Here is a 24,029-nt window from a genome sequence, read left to right as displayed (position 1 = left end):
ATAAATGTAGGGGTGATGTTCATTGTTCTACTACTCATGAAATTTTTGCAGGGGGGTAGTGAAATTATTTCAGGGGAGGGGGTGAAATTATTTCTTGTATACTAACCTTTCTTTCTAACCTATTAATCTATCCTTTAAATGAAAAGAAAAAGGCGACACAAGGCCGCCTTTACGCTGAGAGAAAAGAAAGAGAGAAATAAATAACTACTTAATCAAATTTAAAATTATATGGTGCATCCTTCACTACATTGTAAACATCATCGCTAGGCGGTGTAGGTAGTTTATGCACCGTGTTCATGATGTTCATAACGTGTGAACAGAGATCTGCATCACCTCCATCATTATCAATTGAATTAATATAGCCATTACGCTGTATATGAATCCCAATTTCACAGCGTTTACCTTTGTACTGATCTTTATCAGTGATTAGCCCAGCGACATAATTTGCCACTTTAGAAACATATGGGCTAATATCTGTTCCTGAACTACTTGCCACTTTGCTAGTGGGATGTTGTTTAGCTTTCGGATTACCTGCTGACAAATCACCTAAAACATCATCTATATTAGCTGCTTCATATTTTTTGTATTGTTCTTTTTGTTTAGGGGTTAAATCCTTTTCAGTGATATCACCCCCTTTTGGTGTAGGATTTTGATAACGGTATTCATCAGCGGCTTTCTGTGTAAGCTCTGTATCAAGCTTGCATTGCGCCTGATCTGTTTCCTTTGCCGTTTTCAGAGTAATGTTTACTTGCGACTTATCCCCTCTGTCAATCTGAACGGTAGCTAATTGCATTGGGTCATAAACGCCACCTTTCAGATCATTTAGAGTGTCATAAACAAATACATCACCCATACCTAAATCAGTTCCATAAACCAGACCTAAGAATATTACATTATTCCCGTTATCTAGTTTTCCCTGAACATAATAACCATCGTTCGGATTAACAAAACCATTAGGCGCTATCTCTGAACATTTGAAGAATGTCATAGGATGGTTTTGCATCTGCTGAATGGCTTCTATCTGTCCTACACCAGAGGAAATATCCGTAGCGTGTGCAGAGCATGAAAGAGCAGTTAGCACGATTGCCAGAGCAGAGCGTTTCATTTAGACACCTAACATATCTGAATTAAAATCAGGATCGAACCAGAGGCGCTCTGGATCTTGATTTCTGTATTTCGGTTTATTGAACACCTCAGCTACATGTTTATCATGCGCCTCTTGCCCTTTATCCACTCCGCTATTTACATCAGCGTATTCCTGATAGGCTTCATAAGTATTGTTCATTAATAGAATTCATGCTTCATATTATCAAATACAGCTGGGTCAAGTGTGATTACTGTACCGTTATTCCATATAGCTGCTATTGGTTCCCATCCAGTATAGCCTCCAAATGAATTTTTAGCGTTTACAGTGGTGCCTACAAAATAACCGCACCTTACATCAGCGTGAGACATATCAGCATTAATCCACACTTTACGAGGAGCATCAAAGTTGAACCTAGCTGAATCAGGATCTTTTAAATTGACTTTAATGGTGTTTACTATATCTCCCTGATAAGCCGTTCTCTCTGGTGGGAATCCTGCATTACACTGACTAATTTCAACTGGTGATGGATTATAAGCACATCCAGCTAACAAGCCCTCCATGATAACTACTAGCGTTAGTTTTTTCATGACTACGCTTTCCCATTGTTCAGGGTGTTATTGATGGTGATCGGCGCTGTAGTAGGGGCAGGGGTGATCATCTGGAATTGTGTTCCGTTGCTGTCATGTCCATTACTTACAGTGTCAACCGTTACCGATTCGTCTAAATCCCATGCAGCACCAGTAGCCAGATCTACGCCCCCACAAATAATCACGCCGCATAGCACATCACCCCATAACCAACCATTCATATTGTCCGTGATGGTTCCAGTGTTAGGCATAGATTCGTTAGAACGGCGTAGCGTCACTGTGTAGGGTGCATCACCACGTTTCAGGTTAACGGTAGTAGGCGCTGTACCTTGTGAAACCACTACACCGTCTGCATTCTTCACTTCATATAATGCAGGGGCATTAGTTTTAATGGCTACAGGCTGTGTTTTTCCATCCACTGTTAAACAGCAAGCAGATAAAGACATAGAACCGACAATAACAGACAGGCCGAAAGCCACGGCTTTAATTTTCATTTTAATGTTTTCCTGAGTGTGATTAAAAACTAAATGTTTATTTTGCAATCATCATTATTTTATTTATTTGTAGTAGGAACAATAGCCGCCCTTGTGGTGTGAATTATATCCTCCGTGGGGATGTTGCCCTTTAGGACAAGCCATTACACCAGCACTAAATAACATCAGCGTTATAACAATAAGTTTTTGCATTTATAAATTGCCTCCACTTTTCCAGTTGTTTGACCTAAGACTGACAGCACAGGATATTTATAATATCCTTCAATCAGTCTAAATAATTTATCTTGCCCTAATGCAAAAGATTCGAAAATCGTTCCCCCTTCTGGTGTATTTACCTGAGCCATACCGCCTGAATTATTACGCCACTGTGCAATAATATTTCCGTTCTGGCTTACCTGTGTAGCGTAAAACGTTTCGTAATTGTCAGAGGTGAATGTGTACACATAACCCTGTTCACACTTGTAAACGTCCTGGATAGGCGAATTGTCTGCCGTCTGTGCGTTAGCACACGGTTAGAGGGCAATAAAACACAGCCCTATTACCTGCTTCTTCATTGTTCCGGTTCCTCGTAGCCCGTAAAGCTCGTGTATCGCTCTGTGTCCAGCGTTCGTGCCTGTCTGATTTAACATAGGGATGATAGATTAAACGCTCTTTAGTCCGTCCTGTGGGCGTTATTTCATCCCTGCAAGTCAGGTAGATCTGCACAGGCTTTAGTTTCATTAGTCCCAGCCTTTTACATAGCCGATAATTACAGGAGTATCTTTAACATTGGATTGATAATCGGAATAAGTACCGTAATAGAATTTACCTACGGACTCACGCCACGCTATAACAGGTTGTTTATCTGTTTTCTGTTCAGTTATCCAACCTAAACCGGAAATAGGGTTATGAGTTTCATCACGCATAAGCTGAGCAACTAAAGAATGATATGAATAATCATCTGTTTTCAGTTCTACCTTAAACTCATACATTGCGTTATCTGTTCCAGCGCCGGAAACAGGATTATCATCAGGATGTAAGTGAACACCATTTACCGAAACATATTCAGGAAAGTGTTTAACGTTCACAATTACAGAAGAATTAACAGCTTTATCGTGATCCTGAATAACTATATAATCTTCTGACTTATCACACCCTGTCAGAGCTAAACCCACAAGGGCTAGGATTAATAAACGTTTAATTAATTCGCCTCACAGTTAACAATAACCTGATCTTTAAGAGGCTCATTAATAATTAAACGTGCCTGATTACCTTTGCTGAAATCTACTTTTTCAACTAAAACATAAGAAGTCATTTTTGAATAGCTTGATGGGTCTTGCGGGTTATTGCCCTTAAAATCTAATATTGTGATATTCATGAACAGATCACCGTTCAGGTCATTAGCGGCCTCTTGAAAATCATCAAAGAAATTATTAGAGGCTACTTTTGCTAACCGTTTACCGTTTTTAAATACTTCTGCGCTACCACTTTTATCGTTAAGGGTATTTGTTTTGAATGTATAACCCTGTTCACAGGTGGTAATAGTAACAGCGGCATTAGCACCGAAAGTAGACAGCAGAGATACAGCAAAAATTAAACGTTTCATTCTTCAACGCCTCCAGCTACTAATTATGCCAAATTGAACCATCACACTATGGACAGAGGATTTTAATTTAACCTGCAAAGCGCTATACGCTAAACGTTGTCCACAAAAGTTACACCACATAGAACTGTTAGGTTCGATCTCAATAAATCCGGTTACTCCGTTAACCTGAAAATGCACCAATTGCAAAGAAAGTTGTTTATTTGCCGCTACATACCCCTTTAAAATGATCCTGTGCGCTAGCCAGAGTGTTTTTTAATCTCATAGGCGATAGATTCCTTACTTCTTCTTAGAACCGCTTACAGGCGTTTCTGGTTCGTCTGCTGGCGTGAACGTTGGTTCATCCTCCTGCCCAGGATCAATCACAGGCGCTTCTTCCACTGGTATAGGCTGGAAAGCGGCTAACTTCTCTTGAATCTCTTGATCCATCATCGCCTGATATTTCAGCCTAATTTCTTCTTTAATGCGTTCAGATTCCTGTTTCTGAATACCTTCCAGCACAGAATTGTAATAAGCGGCGTTATTAGTCTTGATGGACTCAATAACTAAAGCGTCAGCTTCACTTACTAGCTTCTTACCAATACGCTCAGATAGAAGGGCATGATAGGCGCTCTGCGTTTGCTGCAATACTTTCAGATCGTCACGGGTAATGCTTACTTTGTTACCTGTGCTATCTGCTGGACGTCCACGGCCTTTAGAAGCTTCTGTAGAAGCTGCTGGTGCATCAGGGGCTTTACCGCCATTAGCATTCAGTTCATTTACCCACTTGTTCAATGTTGCACTACTGATAGTGCTGAACTCTGAACCCTCTTTAGCCTGTGCTGCAAATTTAAGAATCACGCTCTGGTTCACTGCACCAGATTCAAGAGCAGGAAGCAGTTTAGCTAGTTCATGCTTCTGAGCATTTTTCGCTTCTTTGTCTGCACCAGTGATAACAAGTTTATGCAGATCACAGTTCACTTCACGTGCTACATCAACCAGATCATCAATAGCAATTGCTTCAATAGCCATTTTGTTTCTCTCTCGAAAGTATTTAATCAAGGGCGTTTAGTCTCTCACTCTAAATACCCAAGAGTTTAGTTAATTATGCTTACTCAGCATCAATACGGTTAAATTCATCACGCACATCTTGCATAAACTGAGTGCTGTTAAGCCGTTCACTTGAAACATGCCATTCAGCCCCTACCAGATAAGCCACATAAAGCAGTTCATCCACATCATCGCCAGCCTCTTTAAGTAATGTAACTACATTAGATACGGTTGTAGCGTTAACTGGAGCACCACAAAGGGAAAGCAATTTAGCAGCCTTAGAGATTACTTTACGCATATTTAAATCCTCATTAGTTGGAATAACATTAATAGTCTGTGAACTAGCCTCTAAGGTGTTAGGCTCACATACCATTAACGTTTCACCACGTTCAAAATATTGTTACTCTATATCACCACCGAAAGTAATGATGAAATAGCAAGAGAAATCATCTACATCTTTTACTGTCTGACGTTGTGCAGGGCGAGTTGGGCGCATAGCTACATCACTCTTCTTAATGTCCTGTACCATCGTTTAATGCTTCACAGGTTCGTTCTCTAAAGCATCATGGCCTTCTTTGATTTTTTCGGTTGAACAGCTAAACGTTAAAATTCAGCATTCAATGTAGCCTTACGTATCCATTCTTCAATTGGGAAGTTAAAGGTAAGGAAGTCAGCACCGGATTGCTCAATACATGCATTTCAATCTTTCACTACTGCTTTCATAGTCGCTTGAGTGTTAGCAGCATTTCGATGTAGCCATTGATGTTATTCAGCAGAGCTTGAGCGTTTAACTTTTTGGCGCTCATGTCGTTTACATTGTCGTTTAGTTTCCTCGTTGCTATGATGAGAATTATCTTATATATGGCTAAATTGTGTCAATCACTAAACGATGTGGTGCAGCACAAATACACTAAATGAGCACAATTACCTAACGTAAATGTTAATTTCTGGTTAACGATGTAGCTCATTGATCATCGGTAGATCATTGGAATGTAAATATGGACAAGAAAAGGCTTGCATCTGTGGGAGGGCTTGAGCTGTGCAGGTTGTAAGTTATGCCCTTCTTATTAGCGTTACACAGGGGCTATGGAATACGGTGAAGATACGGTGAACAGAACGGTACTGAACAGGAGAGATATAGGCACATAGAACACGCTCAGAACACGTAAAAGAGTTTGCGGAGTTGTATATTACGTTTACTTCGTAAACATACACTGAAAGAAAGAAAAACATACTCTAAATTGGATATTTAACAGAAAAACACCCATACCACTAATTGTACCTCATCATTTAGCTATAGTGATTGGTCAAAGGTTGCAGGCATACCAACCGATGATGCTACTAACGGTAGTGAACAATGCTGCTCACAGTGAATGATAATCAATCGTAAATGGATTCATTGCACTGTTCTTACACAAACATAATAGAAAACTCTGTAAGCTATTGACTCCTCACTACCGTTCGGGTTTGCATAATTATCGAATCCCCTTCGGAGTCAGTACCACCTGCAAACGGTGCAGCAACCAGTCGAGCACAATCGCTAAAAGACAAATCATCAGCGCGCCCGCAATCAACATACGAATATCACTCCCGCCAATACCGTTAAGCAGCAGCAGGCCCAGACCGCCCGCGCCAATCACGGCGGCAATCGCCATGACGCCAATGTTCATCACCACGGCGGTGCGGATGCCGCCAAAAATCACCGGCAGCGCCATCGGGATCTCCACCCAGCGCAGACGCTGCCAGAAGGTCATGCCGATACCGCGTCCCGCTTCTCGCAGGCCCGGCGGCAGGCTGTCGAGCGCCGTGTGGGTGTTACGCACAATCGGCAGCAGCGAATAGAGGAACACCGCCGTAATCGCGGGCAGGGCGCCAATGCCCTGACCGATCAGCGAAAAGAGCGGGATCATCAGGCCGAAAAGCGCAATTGACGGGATGGTGAGCACAATGGTGGCGATCCCCAGCACCGGCGTTGCCAGCCATTTATGGCGGACAATTAAAATGCCCAGCGGCACGCCAATAATAATCGCCAGGCCGACGGCGAGTGCCACCAGCCACAGGTGTTGCAGCGTCAGGGTTAAGAGATAGTCCCAGTTGTCGAGAATATAGTGAATCGTCTCCATAGCGCCTCCTACAGCAACTGTTTGCTACGCAGGAAATCACGGGCGACCTGCTGCGGTGACTGATGGTCGATATCCACCTTCTTATTCAGGTCGGTGATAACGTCGTTATTGAGCTGGGCTGAGAGGGTGTTCAGCGCCTCCTCCAGCCCCGGGTTAGCCTCCAGCGTGTCTTTTCGAACAACTGGCGTCACGGCGTAACTCGGGAAGAAGCCTTTATCGTCTTCCAGCACTTTAAGATCGAAGCCCTTCACGCGCCCGTCGGTGGTGTAGATCAGCCCCGCATCGACAAACCCGTCGCGTACCGCGTTATAAACCAGTCCCGGATCCATCTGGCGGATCTGCGGGCGGTCCAGCGTCATGTTGTAGGCGGCCTGCAACGGTTTCATCCCGTCGCTACGCCCGGCAAACTCCAGGTCAAGTCCCAGCAGCCAGTTGTTATCCGGATCGGTTTTACGGATCTGTTCAATCTTCGCCACCATCTCAGACATGGTGTTGATATGTTCAGCCTCGGCACGCTTGCGCTGCATGGCAAAGGCATAGGTATTGTTCATGTCGGCAGGTTTGAGCCACACCAGACCGTGCTTCGCGTCAAGACGTTTCACCGTCTCGTAAGACTCCTGCGGCGACATGCGTTTGTTGATGTGGTTGAAGATGATCAACGACGTGCCGGTGTACTCCCAGGTCATATCAATCTGCCTGTTGATCATCGCGTTACGGGAAATCACCGTTGCAATATTGGTCTGCGGCTGCACCTGAAACCCTTTCTTTTGCAGATACTGCACGGTCATGGCTGAGAGAATGTGCTGCTCGGTAAAGCTCTTGGTTGCCAGGATCAGCGGCGCGGCGAGCGCCTGGCTGGTGAAGAGCGCGGCGGCGCATAGCGCCGTCAGGCCGGAAAACAGTCTCATAGAAGCTCCTTGTTATAATTATCGCGCGAGATGCGGGCTCAGTAGTCGACCCAGTGCCGCCAGCAGCGTATCCAGAATCAGGGCGAACAGGGCGGTGGCCGCCGCGCCCAGGATCAGCGTCGGAAAGTCATTCAGATAGATCCCAGGGAAAATCAGCTCGCCGTAGCTGCTGGCGCCAATCAGGAATGCCAGCGGTGCGGTACCGACGTTAATCGCAGTGGCAATGCGAATACCAGAAAGCATCACCGGCCACGCGTTAGGGATCTCAACCTGACGCAGGCGCTGCCATTTGGTCATGCCGATACCGTTTGCCGCTTCCAGCAACGACGCGGGAACAGAGCACAGCCCGGCATAGGTGTTACGCACAATCGGCAGCAGAGAGGCCAGAAAGAGGGCGATAATGGCCGGTTTATCACCGATGCCAATCACCACCATCGCCAGCGCCAGAACGGCCAGCGGCGGCAGGGTGTTACCCACGTTAAAGATTTGCATCACATATTCGGCGATACCACGCGCGGCTGGACGGCTCAGCAAAATACCGCTTGGAATGCCCACCAGCAGGGCAAAGAACATTGATGAAAAGACCAGAATCAGGTGCTGTTGCCCGAGGTAGATCAGGTCAACCTGGCGCGCCTTAATCGTCTCCAGTCCAATTCCCCAGGTGAGGAGAGCGAGAACCACGATAATCGCGCCGACAAAAAGCAGCGAACGTTTAAGTAATGGGTGCATTGCGGTGTGTCTCCCTGTGCGCATGCGTTATAGCAACCACCGGTTGCCTGTTGTTATGCCATGTTTCGGCAGGGGTACTTCACCTATAGCAAGCGAAACGGAAGGGTTCCAGCGAAGGGGGTAAAACAGTAACCCTATGAAATTAGTGACAACCTGGGTGAAGCCTTATGGCATAAGGGCTGTCAGTGGGCAGGCAGAATAGTCTTAAAGAAGCACGCCTTACGTGACAATGTCACGTAAGGCGTGCTGATTAAACCTGTCGACTAAGCGCGGCGCGCACTTTTCGTACCCGCCACGAGATGCGGACGATAGAGAAGGCGGCGACGACTACCAGCATCAGGCCCAGCGCCAGCATCGCGTGGAATCCAAACTCTCTGAACAGGATCAGCCCCGCGATACCTCCGCTGATAAAGGAGAAAAGGGTAGTTAAATGGGTTTTGAGCTGACTCTTTTGCGCGGCCGTATCTTTGGAATAATCCCGGCGCATCATGGCGACCATAACGGAGGCCAGCGAAATGCCCGCATCGGTCAGCGTGCCGGTGATGTGTGTGGATCTTACCCGTCCACCGGATAGCTGAGTGGAGGTGGAATTATGAATTCCCATCAACCCGCACAGGAAAATAATAATCTCCTGATTCGTGGCAAAGGAGTGAAAATACATTTCGTACAGGGATACCCCTGCCAGTAATAGCCCTTCAACAAACAGAACCTGGCTGAATACCAGCCTGATGTTATGGATAATCCCCCAGATAACAATAATCCGCGCAGCGATGGCACCTGAGACAAACGAAAGAATAATGGCGCCGAAGAAAAGAATATCGCTGAGATCGGTGGAGGAAACTTCGCTGGATAGCTGCGAGGTATTGCCCGTCATATGCGAGGGAAAAAAGCCGAATGCGCCCAGCGCAATGGCATTCAGCAGTCCCGCGGAGGTCGCCAGCCAGAGGGCAAGACGACGATCCTCCTGATGCGTTCGTTCTTTCTTTAATTTAATCAGCAAAGAATACCTCCGGTTTGAGCTTTGCCTGAACGCTCAAGCTAACAAAGCGATGTCGCTGGCTGACCAGGATATTGCTTAATTATTATTTCAACGGGAGGAGTGCGAGGTTTTGTAATTAAATAAAATAACCTTGTTAATATAATGCTTTATTGCTGATGACGCGAGCAGACTGGCGGGCATAAATACCGGCCCAGTATGCATGCTCGCTGGAGCGGGATGAGATTTGATTCAGTGTAGACATAGGTGTAATTCACAACGACGAGAAGAGAAGCCAGCATCTGGTCGCCGATGTTCCTGGGAATGTACAGATCGCCAGCCAGGGTGATCCCGTATCGGTTCTCGAACGTCACCTTGCGGTGGTCGACTTTATCGCTCTCGGCGAAGGTCTTATCCCAGGTTGTCACCATCGAAACGCGGGCGTCAGGATTTCGTGTTTCTTACTAATTCATTGTTTTAACTCAACTTAATGATGCGCATAGCAGCACAGCGGACAGTTTGGGTGAATGTTTTCATTCGACGCTGGCGTCCGGCTGGGGCCGGATGATTGCCGTGCGCATCACGCCCGATATGGAGATGGCTGTGGTTGCCGCTCCGGCGCATTTTCGGCGCTATGGTTTTCCGCAGACGCCCGCCGATCTGGATGCTCATCCCTGCATTGCCTACCAGTTCGCCGACGGTAACCACTATCAATGGGAGCTTGTGCAGGATGGGAAGCGAGTGACTCACCGCCCGGAGGGGCAATGGGCCTTTTCCGACAGCTACATGGAGGCCGAAACGGCCCGGCTCGGACTCGGGCTGGCCTATGTCCTGGTTGAGCTGGTGGCTGACGATCTGGAGCGTGGCACGCTTATACGCGTTTTACAGCGCTATAGCCTGCGGATGGACGGACTGTACCTCTATTATCCACACCGCAACGTGTCCCCGGCGCTGAGAGTGGTGATTGATACGCTGAAAATTTAGAGTGCCTCTGCGCTACGGTCTATACAGCCCCTGCGTTTGTGATACGCTACTATTTTATATAGCGCAGCTCAACTAAGGCTCTGAAATGACAAAAATAACGCCAGAATATACGGTAGTTGACTTATCACGTTGGGCAAGAAAGGAACACTTTGAAGTATTTCAGGGCTTTGCTCAATCTACATTTAACCAAACGGTTCAGCTGGACATTACCGTGCTGCTAAAGCATATCAAAGAGGTTGGCTGGAAATTTTATCCTGCGATTATTTCCCTTATTTCTCACGTCGTAAACCGGCATCCGGAATTCCGTATGGCCATGAAGGATGATGAGCTTGTAATATGGAATGAGGTTCATCCAAGCTATACCCTTTTCCATAAAGAAACGGAAACGTTTTCATCGTTGTGGAGTCATTACGATGGAAATATTCACCATTTTCAGCGCGTTTATGCAGAAGATGTTGCCCGCTATGGCAATATCCTTGCTTACTGGCCTAAGGAAGAGTCCCGGGAGAATATATTTTTCATATCTGATATTCCGTGGGTCAGTTTTAGCAGTTTTAACGTCAACGTCGCTAACATGCGGAATTTTTTTGCGCCCATGTTCACGTTTGGAAAATACTATAACCAGGATGAAAAAGTCTTGTTGCCTTTCGCCGTTCAGGTCCATCATTCTGTTTGTGATGGCTTCCATGTAGGCAGGATGATCAACGAGTTGCAAGAGTTATGTGATAATTTACCACACCATTCAGAGGCGCCGAACGTGTGATTCACGTGTTTTTAACATACGTCTGACGAGAGGAAATGCTGTAACCAAATTTTACGCCAGAACAGATTAAAATGTTCAATCGCATTGTTTTCGAGAAGATCGAAATAATGCATGATGAAGCCGCGAGCCGTTTCCGGCCCGCGGCGGCATGACAGGTGATGAGTCGTTCTGACGATCAGGCGGCTTTGACGGCCCGGATTTTTTTGCTGCTATCCGCATCTGATGCTGTTTTATCCGTTGCAGCATTGAGCTCGGGAAGCTTGCTGGTACGCAGGATATGCTGCACGGACTCTTTCTGCTCGGCGAGATACAGACCAAGGTTCTCCGCCTGCGTTTCATCCATCTGCATTCCGCTTTGCAACAGCCAGTCAGTGAACGCTTCTGCCATATCGAGCAGTTTGTCGTGAGCGTCAGCCTCTTTCTTACTGGCAAAAGTCATTTTCTCTTCACCTTTTCTTACGACAACAAATTTTGTTTCAACAGCCATTGTGCACCCCCATATACTGTAATTATATACAGTATAGCAGTTGTGACGTTGTGTTGCAGCAAAAATGTGCGAGCCTGGCCTGCACAACGGGTGGACAAGCCAGGTGCTGTCATCGGTACAGCGTTTTTTCGGCAATCGGGATCAGCAAAGTGGACTGCCATTCCGCCAGCGTCAGCTGGGCAAGTTTACCCAGCGCGGTGTAGAACGGATGGGCCGCGTTTTCAACGAATACGCTAAGGAAACGCGTGCTCCATGGCAGCAGATGCCAGGCCAGAAGCTGGTCGCGTTCTGTTTCGCGACCGTTCTCGGCAAGCCATGCCGCCAGCATCAGCAACGTTCCGAAATGATCTTCAGGCTCATTCTGCTGCATCTCAAAGGCGATATGGTTTTCACGCATCCACTGACGCAACGCGAGGGTCGAATCGCCAAACAGCACTGACTCGCGATCAAGCCAGACCGAGCCCCACGGAGGGGCGGGCAGGGCATACGGGCCAATAAACAGACGCTGCCAGGCGTCTTTCAACGCTTCATCCGATGGGGTCTTAAACATACTGGCGACAGGCAGCAGGTTTTCCTCCGCCAGCGGCCAATCCTGAACCCAGTCACCTGCGGTCAGGGCACTCACCAGCGGCGCGGTCTGCTCGCTGTCTGGGGCGAAATAAAACAGCGCGCCCAGTACCCGGGCGCTGAACGCGAACGATTCGCGGTGTGAGACATCATTCATTACAACTTTCCTTACTTGCGCGCGGGTAGCCCCGCGCACCTGTGTTAACCTGCAATTGCTAACCCTGCGGTCATATGCAGACCATAAAATAGCCCACGGCCAATCAGTTCACCCAGCGCCACCAGAACGACACCTGCAAACAGGCCGAGCGTTTTTGGCTCCTGACGACGAATAAGCGGGCAGATCCAGCAGCCTAAACCCGCCGCCAGCAACGCGATGCGCCATACCTGAAGCGAACCATAATCTGGCAGCAGGGCGCTGGCCTGCTGGATGGAACTCTGTATCGTCCCCAGCGTATTGCTTTGCAACACGACGACCGCCACGCAGACGATAATTGCCAGTACGCTGACAGACGCGGCAAGAGTACCTTTGAATGTCACGTTTGCGACGCGTAGCAGCAGCGCGGCCAGCAGAGGACCAGCAAGGACCATCGTCAGGAAGAAGCTCAGCGTGGTGTAACCCGTATACCAGGTCGGGACAGTCTCTATCTGATAGACCCGGGTCATCGCCCAGACAAAAACGATACCCAGAAGCTGGCTGACAACCAGCCAGATTTTGCCCAAAGCTGGAGGCATTTTACCGATAACCGACACCAGCCACCAGAAACCGCCCACGGCAAAGAAGATCGAACCCGCCGCGATCTCATTACTCAGCGCTGACGCGCCCACGCGGTTAAGCGAGTTGAAGGCACGCAGCGGGGAGCCAAGATGCAGCACCGAAGCCATAAACCCAATACCCATTACCAGCCAGAGAAAAAACAGGCTGCGCACGATGCGCATTCTGGCCTTGTCATCATTTTCCTTAAGCCAGACGAAGCCCATCACGATTAACGCGCCGGCCACGCACTGCCCGAAAACGGTGAAGATCACCAGCGGCCATTCATGCCATCCACTTCCCATCTCACACCTCCTTCGGGTTTGCCAGGTAGCCGGTGGTGTCACCCGTCGGACGGCTGTTGGCGTTAGGTTTAATCACAATACTCGGCTTTGTGAAGTGCGCAGACGGCAGCGGCGCGACGGCAGCAAGCTGGCCGTGTTTTTTGCGCAGCTCCTCAATCGGGCCAAAGTCCAGCGCGCGCAGCGGGCAGGATTCGACGCAGATGGGCTTTTTGCCGTCCGCCACCCGGCTGTGGCAGCCGTCGCACTTGGTCATGTGGCCTTTGGCGGCATTGTACTGCGGCGCGCCGTACGGGCAGGCCATGTGGCAGTAGCGACAGCCGATGCAGACATCCTCGTCCACCACCACAAAACCGTCGTCGCGCTTGTGCATTGCCCCGCTCGGGCAGACCTTGGTGCAGGCCGGATCTTCGCAGTGGTTGCAGGCAATCGACAGGTAATAGGCGAAGACATTCTGATGCCAGACGCCGTTATCCTCCTGCCAGTCGCCGCCCGCGTATTCATAAATACGCCGGAAGCTGACCTCCGGGGTCAGGTCTTTGTAATCCTTGCAGGCCAGCTCGCAGGTTTTGCACCCGGTGCAGCGGCTGGAATCAATAAAAAATCCATACTGGGTTGTCATCGGTTAATCCTTATGCCTTCTCGATCTGCACCAGGTTCGTGTGCTGCGGGTTGCCTTTCGCCAGCGGTGACGGGCGGTGCGTGGTCAGGGTATTGATGCAGGAGCCGTGATCGACACGATCGCCGTTCATGTTGGCGTCATGCCAGGCGCCCTGGCCCATCGCGCTTACGCCGGGCATGATGCGCGGGGTGACTTTCGCAGCAATGCGCACTTCGCCGCGGTCGTTGAAGACGCGCACCATATCCCCATTTTTGATACCTCGTTGCTCTGCATCCACAGGGTTAAGCCACACCTCCTGGCGACAGGCGGCCTGGAGCACATCTACGTTGCCGTAACTGGAGTGGGTACGGGCTTTAAAGTGGAAACCGAACAGTTGCAGCGGGAATTTGCTGCGCTCGGGCGCGTCCCAGCCTTCAAAGGTTGAGGTATAGACCGGCAGCGGGGTGATGGTTTCGTCTTTTTGCAGTTCCCAGGTTGCCGCAATATCCGCCAGCTTGCTGGAGTAGATCTCGATTTTGCCCGACGGGGTTTTCAGCGGATTGGCATCCGGATCGTCACGGAATTTTTTATAGGCCACAAAATGTCCATTTGGATCTTTGCGCTTATAAATACCCATTTTTTTCAGCGCGTCGTAGGACGGCAGCAGCGGATCTTTGGCGACCATTTTGGCGTACAGGTAGCGCAGCCACTGCTCCTGCGTACGGCCTTCGGTGAATTTCTGATGGATATCCGGTCCGAGGCGTTTCGCCACTTCGCTCATGATCCAGTAAATGGGCTTGCGCTCGAACTTCGGGGCGGTAACCGGCTGGAGGAAAATCAGGTATCCCATGTTGCCGGCGTAATCGTTGGGGATGATATCTTCCTGCTCGACGGTCATCAGATCCGGCAGAACAATATCGGCATACTTCGCAGACGAGGTCATGAAGTTATCAATGACGACGATCGTTTCGCACTTGCTCTCATCCTGCAAAATGTCGTGAGTTTTGTTGATATCGGAGTGCTGGTTGATGATGGTATTACCCGCGTAGTTCCAGATGAACTTGATCGGCACATCGAGCTTATCTTTGCCGCGTACGCCGTCGCGCAGGGCGGTCATCTCCGGTCCACGCACGATGGCATCCGTCCAGCTGAAGCAGGAGATTTGCGTTTTCACCGGATTTTCCGGCAGCGGCATGCGTTCGATGGTGATGGTGTAGGTCGATTCGCGTGCGCCGCTGTTACCGCCGTTAATGCCGACGTTGCCGGTCAGGATCGGCAGCATGGCGATGGCGCGGGACGTTTGCTCCCCGTTTGCCTGACGCTGCGGGCCCCAGCCCTGGCAAATGTAGGCCGGTTTCGCCGAACCGATTTCACGGGCCAGCTTAATGATGCGTTCGGCAGGGATGCCCGTTATGCGAGACGCCCAATCCGGAGTTTTCGCGGTTTTGTCATCACCCTGGCCGAGAATATAGGCTTTGTAATGACCATTAGCCGGTGCGCCTTCCGGCAGGGTTTTTTCGTCATAACCCACGCAGTATTTATCGAGGAAAGGTTGATCGACGAGGTTTTCATTAATCAGCACCCACGCAATACCTGCCACCAGTGCGGCATCGGTACCCGGACGAATCGGGATCCACTCGTCTTCACGCCCTGCGGCAGTGTCGGTATAACGCGGATCGATAACGATCATCCGCGCGTTTGACCGTTCGCGCGCCTGCTCAAGGTAGTATGTGATCCCGCCGCCGCTCATGCGCGTTTCCGCCGGATTATTGCCGAACATCACCACCAGTTTGGTGTTTTCGATATCCGATGTGCTGTTGCCGTCGTTGCTGCCGTAGGTGTAGGGCATTGCGCAGGCGATCTGCGCGGTGCTGTAGGTGCCGTAGTGGCTGAGGAAGCCGCCGTAGCAGTTCATCAGGCGCGCGACCAGCGAGGCGTAAGGGGAGGAACGGGTGATGTTGCCGCCTACAATTCCGGAGGAGTAGTTAATGTAGACCGCTTCGTTGCCGTATTTTTCGACCACGCTTTTCAGACTCGCGGCGATGGTGTCCAGCGCTTCTTCCCAGGTGATACGCTCAAACTTGCCTTCTCCGCGTTTGCCCACGCGTTTCATCGGATAGTTCAGACGGTCTGGGTGATTGATGCGACGGCGAATTGAACGGCCTCGCAGGCAGGCGCGAACCTGATGGTTGCCGTAAACATCCTCGCCGGTATTATCCGTTTCAACCCAATAGACTTCGTCATCGCGAACGTGCAGACGCAGGGCGCAGCGGCTACCGCAGTTTACCGAGCAGGCGCCCCAGACGACTTTATCTTCTGCGGGCTGAATAGCGGACTGCACAGCGGCGGCGGCGCTTTTCAGACCAAAAGGTAATGCGATCCCACCGGCGGCAAGCGCCAGAGATCCTATGGCAGTAGATTTAACCAGAGTTCGACGGCTTATCCCGCCGTGATGTTCAACTTCGGACATGACTCACCCCATCATTGTTAATAATTATTTTCACCCGTGACTACAACCGGGCTAATGATGGGGGGAGTGTTACTTATTTAGAGGTATTAAATATTAATCCTCGTCAAATCAGGGGAATTGAGTGGGAAAATCATTGCGGCTCAGCGGGCGCATTCTCCTGCGTACCTGCGCCGCTCACCGGGTAGTTGCCGCTACTGGTGCGGGTGTACAAAATTTTGAAAGTATCGTTGGCACAATGCCCAACGACCTGCGCATCCGGCTGATCGGCCTGATCGTTCGGGACGATGTTCAGGGTAAAGCCAGACTCCGGTACGCCGTTGTTGATAATCTTCTGCTGAATGTCGCTTTTCACGCGCTCGCAGGAATCCGGGGCCGCAAGAAGAGCGGGTGAAGCACTCATTAACAGCAGGGCGGTAATCCAGGGTAACCGTTTCATCTGTAGCTCCTTTTCACTGTGTAGACTGTAAGCATAGCAGGGCTAGGGTAAGCTTTTGTTTTTGGGTCTGTCTTTCTGAATTGTCCTGGAGCCCTGCCTGCGTCATAAAATAAATTGCGAATAATGGTGCTGATTGTCTACCAGATAAGAAGGCAGGGTGAGTTTTGATACCTCTTGCCTGACCAGTTTTCGGTCTCGTCCCCATATATCTTCGGCGTTGGTGATAACCTTCATAATATGTTCCGGGTTATTGAATTCCGGCAGATCGTATTCGGTATGAGAAATGGTAGACATTTTTTCGGAAATTCTTTCTGGGGTCATTACCCAGGAGAAATGCCAGCCGCCATCTTTCACAATCTTATTATTGATTTTTAGCCAGTTCCATTTAAACCATGACCAGTTTTTATCTTTGCGCGCACGCTTCCAGTTTCGGAAAGATTCAGGCTCACCGTGGAAGAAATGCTTAAGGTTGTAATAGGACGTCGCGCGGGCAAGGTACATTTTCTCGGCGTACCATCCGTGTTGTGAACCTGGAGATTAAACTGATAGTTGAATACGTTTTGATGAATAGTCGTGCAGAGCGCGCGCGGATTAATGGCCCTGACCGTGTCGGGAGAGAAGATTTCGTCAACGTCTGACACCAGAATCAGATCGTCGTCTGCCGCGTCTTTTAACCCGTTCATAATGGAGTTGCGAAGCGCTGCTTCATTTGCCCATGCATCAACCTGGTTATTATCCGCCCGGTTTAAAATAGGCTGCGCGTCAAAAGGCACGTAAATGATTTTGTCTTTGAATTTGGCAAACTTCGTAATATCGAAATGCAATTCTCGCGGTATGCCCGTAAAAGAGTGTGTTGCTTCTACAATGACAAAACGGTCAACAACATCAGCGAGAGTATGTAATCTGATGTCGAGCAACATATCTTCGTCATAGTATAAAAAACAGTCGTAAATCATGATGTTAACCCGAAAATTTAAGAATCTAATTTTATAATAGTGTGGAATCTTCCGCGCCCAAAGTAGCCACTTTGGCAGGTCTCGTCAATGCAAACGACGGATTTATACAGCGCGAAGAGTCAAATGAAGTGCTGTTATGTAAGTTGCTGTATTTGCTAATATGATTGTATCTCTCTCTGAACGGTAAATGATGTGAACAAATACGCAGCGATAACGCTACTGGCAACGGTACTGGTGGGATGCGACAACAACACCGCGCCGCTGTCATTTACGCCAGAGATGGCGAGCTTTTCGAACGAGTTTGACTTTGATCCTCTGCGCGGGCCGGTGAAGGATTTTACCCAGACGCTATTCAACGATAAGGGTGAAGTCTCTAAACGTGTGACCGGCACGATGTCAACGGAAGGGTGTTTCGATACGCTTGAACTGCACGATCTCGAAGCGAATACGGGCGTTGCGCTGGTGCTGGATGCTAACTACTACGTCGATGCGGAAACCCAGCAGCAGAAGGTAAAGTTGCAGGGGAAATGCCAGCTGGCGGAACTGCCGTCTGCCGGCCTGACGTGGGACACCGACGATAACGGGTTTGTGGTTGCAGCGCACAGTAAAGAGATGGAAGTGAAGTACCAGTATGACGCCGACGGCTACCCGCTGGGTAAAACTACGGTTTCCGGCGACCAGCGTTTATCGGTCAAGTCGGTGCCTTCGAAAGATCTGCGCAAGCGCATGGATTATACGGCGGTAAGCCTGTTGAACGATAAACCGATGGGCAATGTAAAGCAGAGCTGTGATTACGATCGCCACAACAACCCGGTGAACTGTGAGCTGCTGATAACAGATGACAGCGTCAAACCTGCCGTTGAGCGCAAGTACACCATCAAAAACAGCATTGAATATTATTGAGAATAAAACCGCGCAGGTTACTGCGCGGTGGGTTTAAGCAGGCTGGCGGAGGAGGACTTATGCCCGGCCAGATGCTGATGCTGGAAAATGCACATGCGTATGGTGTTACGGTATTCGCCGTTAATAAAGAACTCATGGATCAGTTCACCTTCCACCATAAAGCCCAGCTTACGGTAGATATGAATCGCTTTTTCGTTCTCTTTGTCGACGATAAGGTAAAGCTTGTAGAGATTCAGGACGTTAAACCCGTAATCCATCGCCAGCTTTGCCGCTCGCGACGCAAGACCTTTCCCCTGGTGCTCCGGTGAGATAATGATCTGAAATTCCGCCCGACGGTGAACGTGGTTGATCTCAACCAGTTCAACCAGCCCGGCTTTTTCACCTTCGCACTCCACCACAAACCGGCGTTCACTCTGATCGTGGATATGCTTATCGTAGAGATCGGACAGCTCGACAAACGCCTCATAAGGCTCTTCAAACCAGTAGCGCATCACGCTGGCATTGTTGTCGAGCTGGTGAACAAAGCGTAAATCTTCGCGCTCCAGCGGACGGAGCTTAACGTCACACGGCGTCGACATTACGGTGCTACCGTGCGGCCAGTGCGACGATCGAGACAGCGCAGGGTGTTAGGCTCCCAGTAAGCGTTGACGTTGGCACTTTGCTGGCATTTGTCGCGGGCATCAAACGCGACGTCTTCTTTATCCCACTCTTTCTCCACGCGCTTATTCACTTTCTGACGCAGGCTGCGGGTGTCATTCCATTGTTCTTTGTCCATGGCAGCATTCTGGCGGCTTTGCGCGCTGTCACCAGACTCAATGATGAGTTTGCTGGTTTCGGCTGATGCCGTTGCGGCGAAGGCGAACGAGGACAGTGCCAGTGCGGCTGTCAGACAAAGGCGTTTGCTTAATGTAGTCATAGCGTTTCCTTTAAACGGGTGCAGAGAATCGGATTACCCCGTTGGATTCTACACCAATCCGAAAGGGTGTCATACCCGCGCGGCAGGTATGGGAACGATGTGAACATTATCGCGTATGATGTCTAAATCAATCCTCACGAAACGAGAAAAATGTTCAAAACGACGCTGCTTTTTTTCGCGACCGCGCTGTGCGAAATCATCGGATGCTTTTTGCCGTGGCTCTGGCTAAAGCGGGGCGCTTCCGCGCTGCTGCTGATCCCGGCGGGTGTGTCCCTGGCCCTTTTTGTCTGGCTGCTCACCCTGCATCCGGCCGCCAGCGGGAGGGTATATGCGGCCTACGGCGGAGTGTACGTCTGTACCGCGCTGCTGTGGCTGCGCGTTGTCGATGGCGTCCGGCTAAGCCTGTATGACTGGGCAGGCGCGCTGATTGCCCTGTGCGGCATGTTGATCATCGTGGCCGGTTGGGGACGCGCATAAGCGTCCTTATAGTGTGATCACCCGCTGATTTTACGATCATTATACTTGTATGGTAGTAGTGTAGTTGCGTAAATTTCCTGCATCACAACGAGCGATGTAAGGAAATGGATTATGAAGATTGTCGGGGCTGAAGTATTTGTCACCTGCCCGGGGCGTAACTTTGTCACCCTTAAAATTACGACCGATGAAGGCATTGTCGGCCTGGGTGATGCCACGCTTAACGGACGTGAACTTTCCGTTGCCTCTTACCTGAAAGATCACCTGTGCCCTCAGCTGATTGGCCGCGATGCGCACCGCATCGAAGATATCTGGCAGTTCTTCTATAAAGGCGCTTACTGGCGTCGTGGTCCGGTCACCATGTCAGCGATTTCTGCCGTGGATATGGCGCTATGGGACATTAAGGCGAAAGCCGCGAACATGCCGCTCTATCAGCTTCTGGGCGGGGCTTCCCGGGAAGGGGTGATGGTTTATTGTCACACCACCGGGCACACCATTGACGACGTGCTGGAAGATTATGCCCGTCATAAAGAGATGGGCTTCAAGGCAATTCGCGTGCAGTGCGGCGTGCCGGGAATGAAAACCACCTACGGCATGGCCAAAGGCAAAGGGCTGGCGTATGAACCTGCGACCAAGGGCGCTTGGCCGGAAGAGCAGCTGTGGTCCACCGAGAAATACCTCGATTTCACGCCCAAACTGTTCGACGCAGTGCGCAGCCAGTTCGGTTTCAGTGAACATCTCCTTCACGACATGCACCACCGTCTGACGCCCATCGAAGCGGCGCGGTTCGGCAAAAGTATTGAAGATTACCGCCTGTTCTGGATGGAAGATCCGACTCCCGCTGAAAACCAGGAGTGTTTCCGCCTGATCCGCCAGCACACCGTCACGCCAATTGCGGTGGGGGAAGTGTTCAACAGCATCTGGGACTGCAAGCAGCTGATTGAAGAGCAGCTCATTGACTATATCCGCGCCACCATAACCCATGCGGGCGGCATCACCGGGATGCGTCGCATTGCGGACTTTGCCTCACTCTACCAGGTGCGTACCGGCTCACACGGCCCGTCGGATCTGTCGCCGATTTGCCACGCCGCGGCGCTGCATTTTGACCTGTGGGTACCGAACTTTGGTGTGCAGGAGTATATGGGTTATTCAGAGCAGATGCTGGAAGTGTTCCCGCACAGCTGGCGCTTCGATAACGGCTATATGCACCCGGGCGACAAGCCAGGGCTGGGCATTGAGTTTGATGAGAAGCTGGCAGCGAAATACCCGTACGATCCGGCTTATCTGCCGGTGGCCCGTCTGGAAGACGGCACTCTCTGGAACTGGTAAACGAGGAGCGAATGATGAAAAGCGTAGTGATCCAACAGCCGAATGCGCTGGAGATTGAGGAGCGTCCTCTCCCGTTGCCGGGGGCAGGCGACGTCCGCGTCAAAATTAAGCTCGCCGGTATCTGCGGTTCAGACAGCCATATCTATCGCGGGCATAACCCGTTTGCAAAATATCCGCGGGTAATCGGTCACGAATTCTTTGGCGAAATAGACGCGGTTGGCGAAGGCGTGGAGGGCACCCGACTCGGCCAGCGCGTTTCGGTGGATCCGGTGATCAGCTGCGGGCACTGTTACCCCTGTTCCGTCGGAAAACCGAACGTTTGCACCTCGCTGGTGGTGCTGGGCGTCCATCGCGACGGTGGTTTCAGCGAATACGCCGTCGTGCCGGCGAAAAATGCCTGGCACATTCCGGATGCGATCCCTGACAAACACGCGGTGATGGTTGAGCCATTCACCATTGCCGCCAACGTGACGGGGCAGGCGAAACCCACCGAACAGGACGTGGCGCTGATCTACGGCGCAGGCCCGATGGGGCTGGTCACCGTGCAGGCGCTGAAGGGCGTTTACAAGGTGAAGCAGGTCATCGTGGTAGACCGCATTGATGAGCGGCTGGAGATGGCGCAACGCAGCGGCGCAGACTGGGTCTTCAACAACGGCGAGCAGTCGTTACAGACTGCGCTGGATGAAAAAGGCATCAAGCCGACATTAATCATCGATGCTGCCTGTCATCCGTCCATTTTGCAGGAAGCGATTACGCTGGCGTCTCCGGCGGCGCGCATCGTGCTGATGGGATTTTCCAGCGACCCGAGCCAGATCGTGCAGCAGGGGATCACCGGCAAAGAGCTGTCGATCTTCTCTTCGCGCCTGAATGCCAACAAATTCCCGGTGGTCATTGACTGGCTGGAAAAAGGGCTGATCGACCCTGAAAAACTGGTCACCCATACATTTGACTATCACCACGTTACAGACGCCATCGAACTGTTTGAAAAAGACCAGCGGCAGTGCTGCAAAGTCTTGCTCACGTTCGACCAATAATAATTCACGCGGTTAAGAGCCTGCGAAGACAGGCTCTAAGTGGTACGCATCTTACCTTTCAGAGATAGCCATTATGACTCAAGCACAACCTCAAAGAAGTACGTCAGATTTGGTGAAAGCCGCCGTATCTGGCTGGCTGGGCACCGCCCTGGAATTTATGGATTTCCAGCTCTACTCCCTTGGCGCCGCGCTGGTGTTTCATGAAATTTTCTTCCCTGAGCAATCGGCGGCCATGGCGCTGATCCTGGCGATGGGCACCTACGGCGCAGGCTACATCGCGCGTATCGTCGGGGCATTTATTTTCGGCAGAATGGGCGACAGAATTGGCCGTAAAAAAGTGCTGTTTATCACCATCACCATGATGGGGATCTGCACCACCTTAATCGGCGTGCTGCCGACCTACGCGCAGATCGGGATTTTCGCACCGGTGCTGCTGGTGACGCTGCGTATTATTCAGGGGCTGGGCGCGGGGGCAGAAATCTCCGGTGCGGGCACCATGCTGGCGGAGTACGCGCCGAAGGGTAAACGCGGCATCATCTCCTCGCTGGTGGCCATGGGCACCAACTGCGGAACGCTGAGCGCCACGGCGATCTGGGCCGTGATGTTCTTTGCCCTCGATCGTGAAGAACTTATTGCCTGGGGCTGGCGCGTGCCATTCCTCGCCAGCGTGGTGGTGATGATCTTCGCCATCTGGCTGCGTATGAACCTTAAAGAGAGCCCGGTGTTTGAGAAGGTTAACGACGCCGAAACCGTTGCGCCAGCGGCGGCGCAGGATACCTCATTAGGCGCGATGTTTAAGAGCAAATCGTTCTGGCTGGCGACGGGGCTGCGCTTTGGCCAGGCCGGTAACTCTGGGCTTATCCAGACCTTCCTTGCCGGGTATCTGGTGCAGACGCTGTTATTTGATAAGGCGATCCCAACCGATGCGCTGATGATCAGTTCGATTCTCGGCTTCCTCACCATTCCGCTGCTGGGCTGGCTGTCCGATAAAGTGGGGCGCCGTCTGCCGTATATCATCCTTAACATTTCAGCCATTATTCTGGCTTACCCGATGCTGTCGATTATTGTTGATAAGAGTTACGCGCCGGGCGTGATTATGCTCTCTATCATCGTTATTCATAACTTTGCGGTCCTCGGGCTGTTTGCGCTGGAAAACATCACCATGGCAGAGATGTTTGGTTCGCGGAACCGCTTTACCCGCATGGCAATCTCGAAAGAGGCGGGAGGGCTGGTGGCCGTAGGCTTTGGTCCGGTGCTGGCGGGGATCTTCTGCAATATGACCGGGTCCTGGTGGCCAATTGTGGCGATGCTGGTGGCGTACTCGCTGATTGGGCTGGTCTCCGCTTTGCTGATGCCGGAAGTGCGCGACCGCGATCTGAGTGAAGCCGAAGATGCAGCCGAAGCGCCGCATAAAGAAGCGGTAGCCTACGGCGCGCTCTCTTCACGCCGCTAGTGGTTTACATCTTGTGTTACCTGTCACACAACTTTTTACTGATGTCACACCACATGGCGAAAAGTTAATGTAAATCAAGATCTGAAAA

Annotated in this window: 27 protein-coding genes and 3 pseudogenes; 7 read left to right on the top strand and 23 right to left on the bottom strand. The window is 50.5% G+C overall.

Annotated elements, in window-relative coordinates; translation table 11 throughout:
• Positions 1-208: 208 nt before the first annotated feature.
• The 14 genes and pseudogenes from SK53_RS05455 to SK53_RS24030 form a co-directional block, all read right to left on the bottom strand.
• Positions 209-1,105, bottom strand: coding sequence for a cell envelope integrity TolA C-terminal domain-containing protein (locus SK53_RS05455; protein WP_048208746.1), 897 nt, complete (start codon positions 1,103-1,105; stop codon positions 209-211).
• Positions 1,106-1,285: a hypothetical protein gene (locus SK53_RS05450; RefSeq protein ID WP_048208743.1), complete on the bottom strand. Its 180-nt coding sequence runs from the start codon at positions 1,283-1,285 to the stop codon at positions 1,106-1,108.
• A complete protein-coding gene (locus SK53_RS23530; protein ID WP_156174851.1) occupies positions 1,285-1,674 on the bottom strand; it encodes a hypothetical protein in 390 nt (129 codons plus the stop codon). Before SK53_RS23530 ends, SK53_RS05450 begins: the two co-directional genes overlap by 1 nt.
• Positions 1,675-1,676: 2 nt before the next feature.
• Positions 1,677-2,168 (bottom strand): hypothetical protein, encoded by a 492-nt coding sequence (locus tag SK53_RS05445; RefSeq protein WP_048208741.1) that lies wholly within the window; start codon positions 2,166-2,168, stop codon positions 1,677-1,679.
• A 170-nt stretch (positions 2,169-2,338) separates the two neighbouring features.
• Entirely contained in the window at positions 2,339-2,611 is a 273-nt protein-coding gene (locus SK53_RS23525; RefSeq protein WP_126336240.1) for a hypothetical protein, read from the bottom strand.
• Between the two features lie 276 nt (positions 2,612-2,887).
• Positions 2,888-3,322 carry a hypothetical protein gene (locus SK53_RS23520; protein WP_126336239.1) on the bottom strand — a complete coding sequence of 145 codons (435 nt, stop codon included), beginning with the start codon at positions 3,320-3,322 and terminating at the stop codon, positions 2,888-2,890.
• 26 nt (positions 3,323-3,348) lie between these two features.
• Complete coding sequence (locus SK53_RS05435; RefSeq protein ID WP_048208738.1) at positions 3,349-3,753, bottom strand: hypothetical protein; 405 nt, start codon at positions 3,751-3,753, stop codon at positions 3,349-3,351.
• Between the two features lie 276 nt (positions 3,754-4,029).
• Positions 4,030-4,761 carry a hypothetical protein gene (locus SK53_RS05430; protein ID WP_048208736.1) on the bottom strand — a complete coding sequence of 244 codons (732 nt, stop codon included), beginning with the start codon at positions 4,759-4,761 and terminating at the stop codon, positions 4,030-4,032.
• A gap of 79 nt (positions 4,762-4,840) precedes the next feature.
• Entirely contained in the window at positions 4,841-5,077 is a 237-nt protein-coding gene (locus SK53_RS05425; RefSeq protein WP_048208734.1) for a hypothetical protein, read from the bottom strand.
• Positions 5,078-6,254: 1,177 nt separating this feature from the next.
• Positions 6,255-6,902, bottom strand: coding sequence for an osmoprotectant ABC transporter permease OsmW (gene osmW, locus SK53_RS05420; RefSeq protein ID WP_006808875.1), 648 nt, complete (start codon positions 6,900-6,902; stop codon positions 6,255-6,257).
• A gap of 8 nt (positions 6,903-6,910) precedes the next feature.
• The gene (gene osmX, locus SK53_RS05415; protein WP_048208731.1) at positions 6,911-7,810 is read right to left on the bottom strand and encodes an osmoprotectant ABC transporter substrate-binding protein OsmX; all 900 of its coding nucleotides are present in this window, start codon (positions 7,808-7,810) and stop codon (positions 6,911-6,913) included.
• An 18-nt stretch (positions 7,811-7,828) separates the two neighbouring features.
• Positions 7,829-8,539, bottom strand: a complete 711-nt coding sequence (osmY, locus tag SK53_RS05410) for an osmoprotectant ABC transporter permease OsmY (protein ID WP_003857442.1) — start codon at positions 8,537-8,539, stop codon at positions 7,829-7,831.
• A gap of 250 nt (positions 8,540-8,789) precedes the next feature.
• Positions 8,790-9,539: a YoaK family protein gene (locus tag SK53_RS05405; RefSeq protein ID WP_023314061.1), complete on the bottom strand. Its 750-nt coding sequence runs from the start codon at positions 9,537-9,539 to the stop codon at positions 8,790-8,792.
• A gap of 257 nt (positions 9,540-9,796) precedes the next feature.
• Positions 9,797-9,946, bottom strand: a pseudogene (locus SK53_RS24030) (alpha/beta hydrolase); the annotation flags it as partial.
• 105 nt (positions 9,947-10,051) lie between these two features.
• On the opposite strand from SK53_RS24030, the pseudogene SK53_RS23515 reads away from it, so the two are divergent.
• Both SK53_RS23515 and catA read left to right on the top strand, forming a co-directional pair.
• A pseudogene (locus SK53_RS23515) lies at positions 10,052-10,499 on the top strand (LysR substrate-binding domain-containing protein); the annotation flags it as partial.
• Between the two features lie 85 nt (positions 10,500-10,584).
• Positions 10,585-11,262: a type A chloramphenicol O-acetyltransferase gene (gene catA / locus SK53_RS05390; protein WP_048208727.1), complete on the top strand. Its 678-nt coding sequence runs from the start codon at positions 10,585-10,587 to the stop codon at positions 11,260-11,262.
• A 175-nt stretch (positions 11,263-11,437) separates the two neighbouring features.
• Here the strand turns inward: catA and SK53_RS05385 are convergent, their stop codons facing one another.
• From SK53_RS05385 to SK53_RS05355, 7 genes and pseudogenes are all read right to left on the bottom strand, one after another.
• A complete protein-coding gene (locus tag SK53_RS05385; protein ID WP_032634159.1) occupies positions 11,438-11,749 on the bottom strand; it encodes a YebG family protein in 312 nt (103 codons plus the stop codon).
• Between the two features lie 109 nt (positions 11,750-11,858).
• Positions 11,859-12,473 carry a Tat proofreading chaperone DmsD gene (gene dmsD, locus SK53_RS05380; protein WP_015570619.1) on the bottom strand — a complete coding sequence of 205 codons (615 nt, stop codon included), beginning with the start codon at positions 12,471-12,473 and terminating at the stop codon, positions 11,859-11,861.
• 44 nt (positions 12,474-12,517) lie between these two features.
• The gene (locus tag SK53_RS05375) at positions 12,518-13,372 is read right to left on the bottom strand and encodes a dimethyl sulfoxide reductase anchor subunit family protein (RefSeq protein ID WP_045343453.1); all 855 of its coding nucleotides are present in this window, start codon (positions 13,370-13,372) and stop codon (positions 12,518-12,520) included.
• A gap of 1 nt (position 13,373) precedes the next feature.
• On the bottom strand, positions 13,374-13,991 hold the full coding sequence (locus SK53_RS05370) for a DMSO/selenate family reductase complex B subunit (protein WP_003858259.1): 618 nt from the start codon (positions 13,989-13,991) through the stop codon (positions 13,374-13,376).
• Between the two features lie 10 nt (positions 13,992-14,001).
• Complete coding sequence (gene ynfE, locus SK53_RS05365) at positions 14,002-16,440, bottom strand: selenate/tellurate reductase subunit YnfE (RefSeq protein WP_048208725.1); 2,439 nt, start codon at positions 16,438-16,440, stop codon at positions 14,002-14,004.
• Positions 16,441-16,570: 130 nt separating this feature from the next.
• Entirely contained in the window at positions 16,571-16,876 is a 306-nt protein-coding gene (locus tag SK53_RS05360) for a DUF1161 domain-containing protein (RefSeq protein WP_003857424.1), read from the bottom strand.
• Positions 16,877-16,978: 102 nt separating this feature from the next.
• Positions 16,979-17,832 (bottom strand): annotated as a pseudogene (locus SK53_RS05355) (benzoate transporter).
• A gap of 192 nt (positions 17,833-18,024) precedes the next feature.
• Here SK53_RS05355 and SK53_RS05350 point away from each other — a divergent pair.
• Positions 18,025-18,735, top strand: coding sequence for a YnfC family lipoprotein (locus tag SK53_RS05350; RefSeq protein WP_048208723.1), 711 nt, complete (start codon positions 18,025-18,027; stop codon positions 18,733-18,735).
• 17 nt (positions 18,736-18,752) lie between these two features.
• Here SK53_RS05350 and speG read toward each other — a convergent pair whose 3' ends face one another.
• Together speG and SK53_RS05340 are read right to left on the bottom strand one after the other, a co-directional pair.
• The gene (speG, locus tag SK53_RS05345) at positions 18,753-19,313 is read right to left on the bottom strand and encodes a spermidine N1-acetyltransferase (RefSeq protein ID WP_003857416.1); all 561 of its coding nucleotides are present in this window, start codon (positions 19,311-19,313) and stop codon (positions 18,753-18,755) included.
• The gene (locus SK53_RS05340; protein WP_023300007.1) at positions 19,313-19,651 is read right to left on the bottom strand and encodes a DUF1283 family protein; all 339 of its coding nucleotides are present in this window, start codon (positions 19,649-19,651) and stop codon (positions 19,313-19,315) included. The genes speG and SK53_RS05340 overlap by 1 nt, the downstream gene beginning before the upstream one ends.
• A gap of 150 nt (positions 19,652-19,801) precedes the next feature.
• Here SK53_RS05340 and SK53_RS05335 point away from each other — a divergent pair, with 150 nt between their 5' ends.
• The 4 genes from SK53_RS05335 to SK53_RS05320 all read left to right on the top strand — a co-directional run bounded on the left by SK53_RS05335 (position 19,802) and on the right by SK53_RS05320 (position 23,941).
• Positions 19,802-20,128 carry a YnfA family protein gene (locus SK53_RS05335; RefSeq protein ID WP_003857412.1) on the top strand — a complete coding sequence of 109 codons (327 nt, stop codon included), beginning with the start codon at positions 19,802-19,804 and terminating at the stop codon, positions 20,126-20,128.
• 111 nt (positions 20,129-20,239) lie between these two features.
• Positions 20,240-21,454 carry a D-mannonate dehydratase ManD gene (manD, locus tag SK53_RS05330; RefSeq protein WP_023314071.1) on the top strand — a complete coding sequence of 405 codons (1,215 nt, stop codon included), beginning with the start codon at positions 20,240-20,242 and terminating at the stop codon, positions 21,452-21,454.
• Between the two features lie 14 nt (positions 21,455-21,468).
• Positions 21,469-22,488: a Zn-dependent oxidoreductase gene (locus SK53_RS05325; RefSeq protein WP_003857408.1), complete on the top strand. Its 1,020-nt coding sequence runs from the start codon at positions 21,469-21,471 to the stop codon at positions 22,486-22,488.
• Positions 22,489-22,561: 73 nt separating this feature from the next.
• Positions 22,562-23,941: an MFS transporter gene (locus SK53_RS05320; RefSeq protein ID WP_023314073.1), complete on the top strand. Its 1,380-nt coding sequence runs from the start codon at positions 22,562-22,564 to the stop codon at positions 23,939-23,941.
• The last annotated feature ends 88 nt before the right edge of the window (positions 23,942-24,029 follow it).

Source organism: Enterobacter sp. MGH119 (genome assembly GCF_001037675.1).
GTDB lineage: Bacteria > Pseudomonadota > Gammaproteobacteria > Enterobacterales > Enterobacteriaceae > Enterobacter > Enterobacter hormaechei_C.
This window is presented reverse-complemented; position numbering and strand designations above follow the sequence as displayed.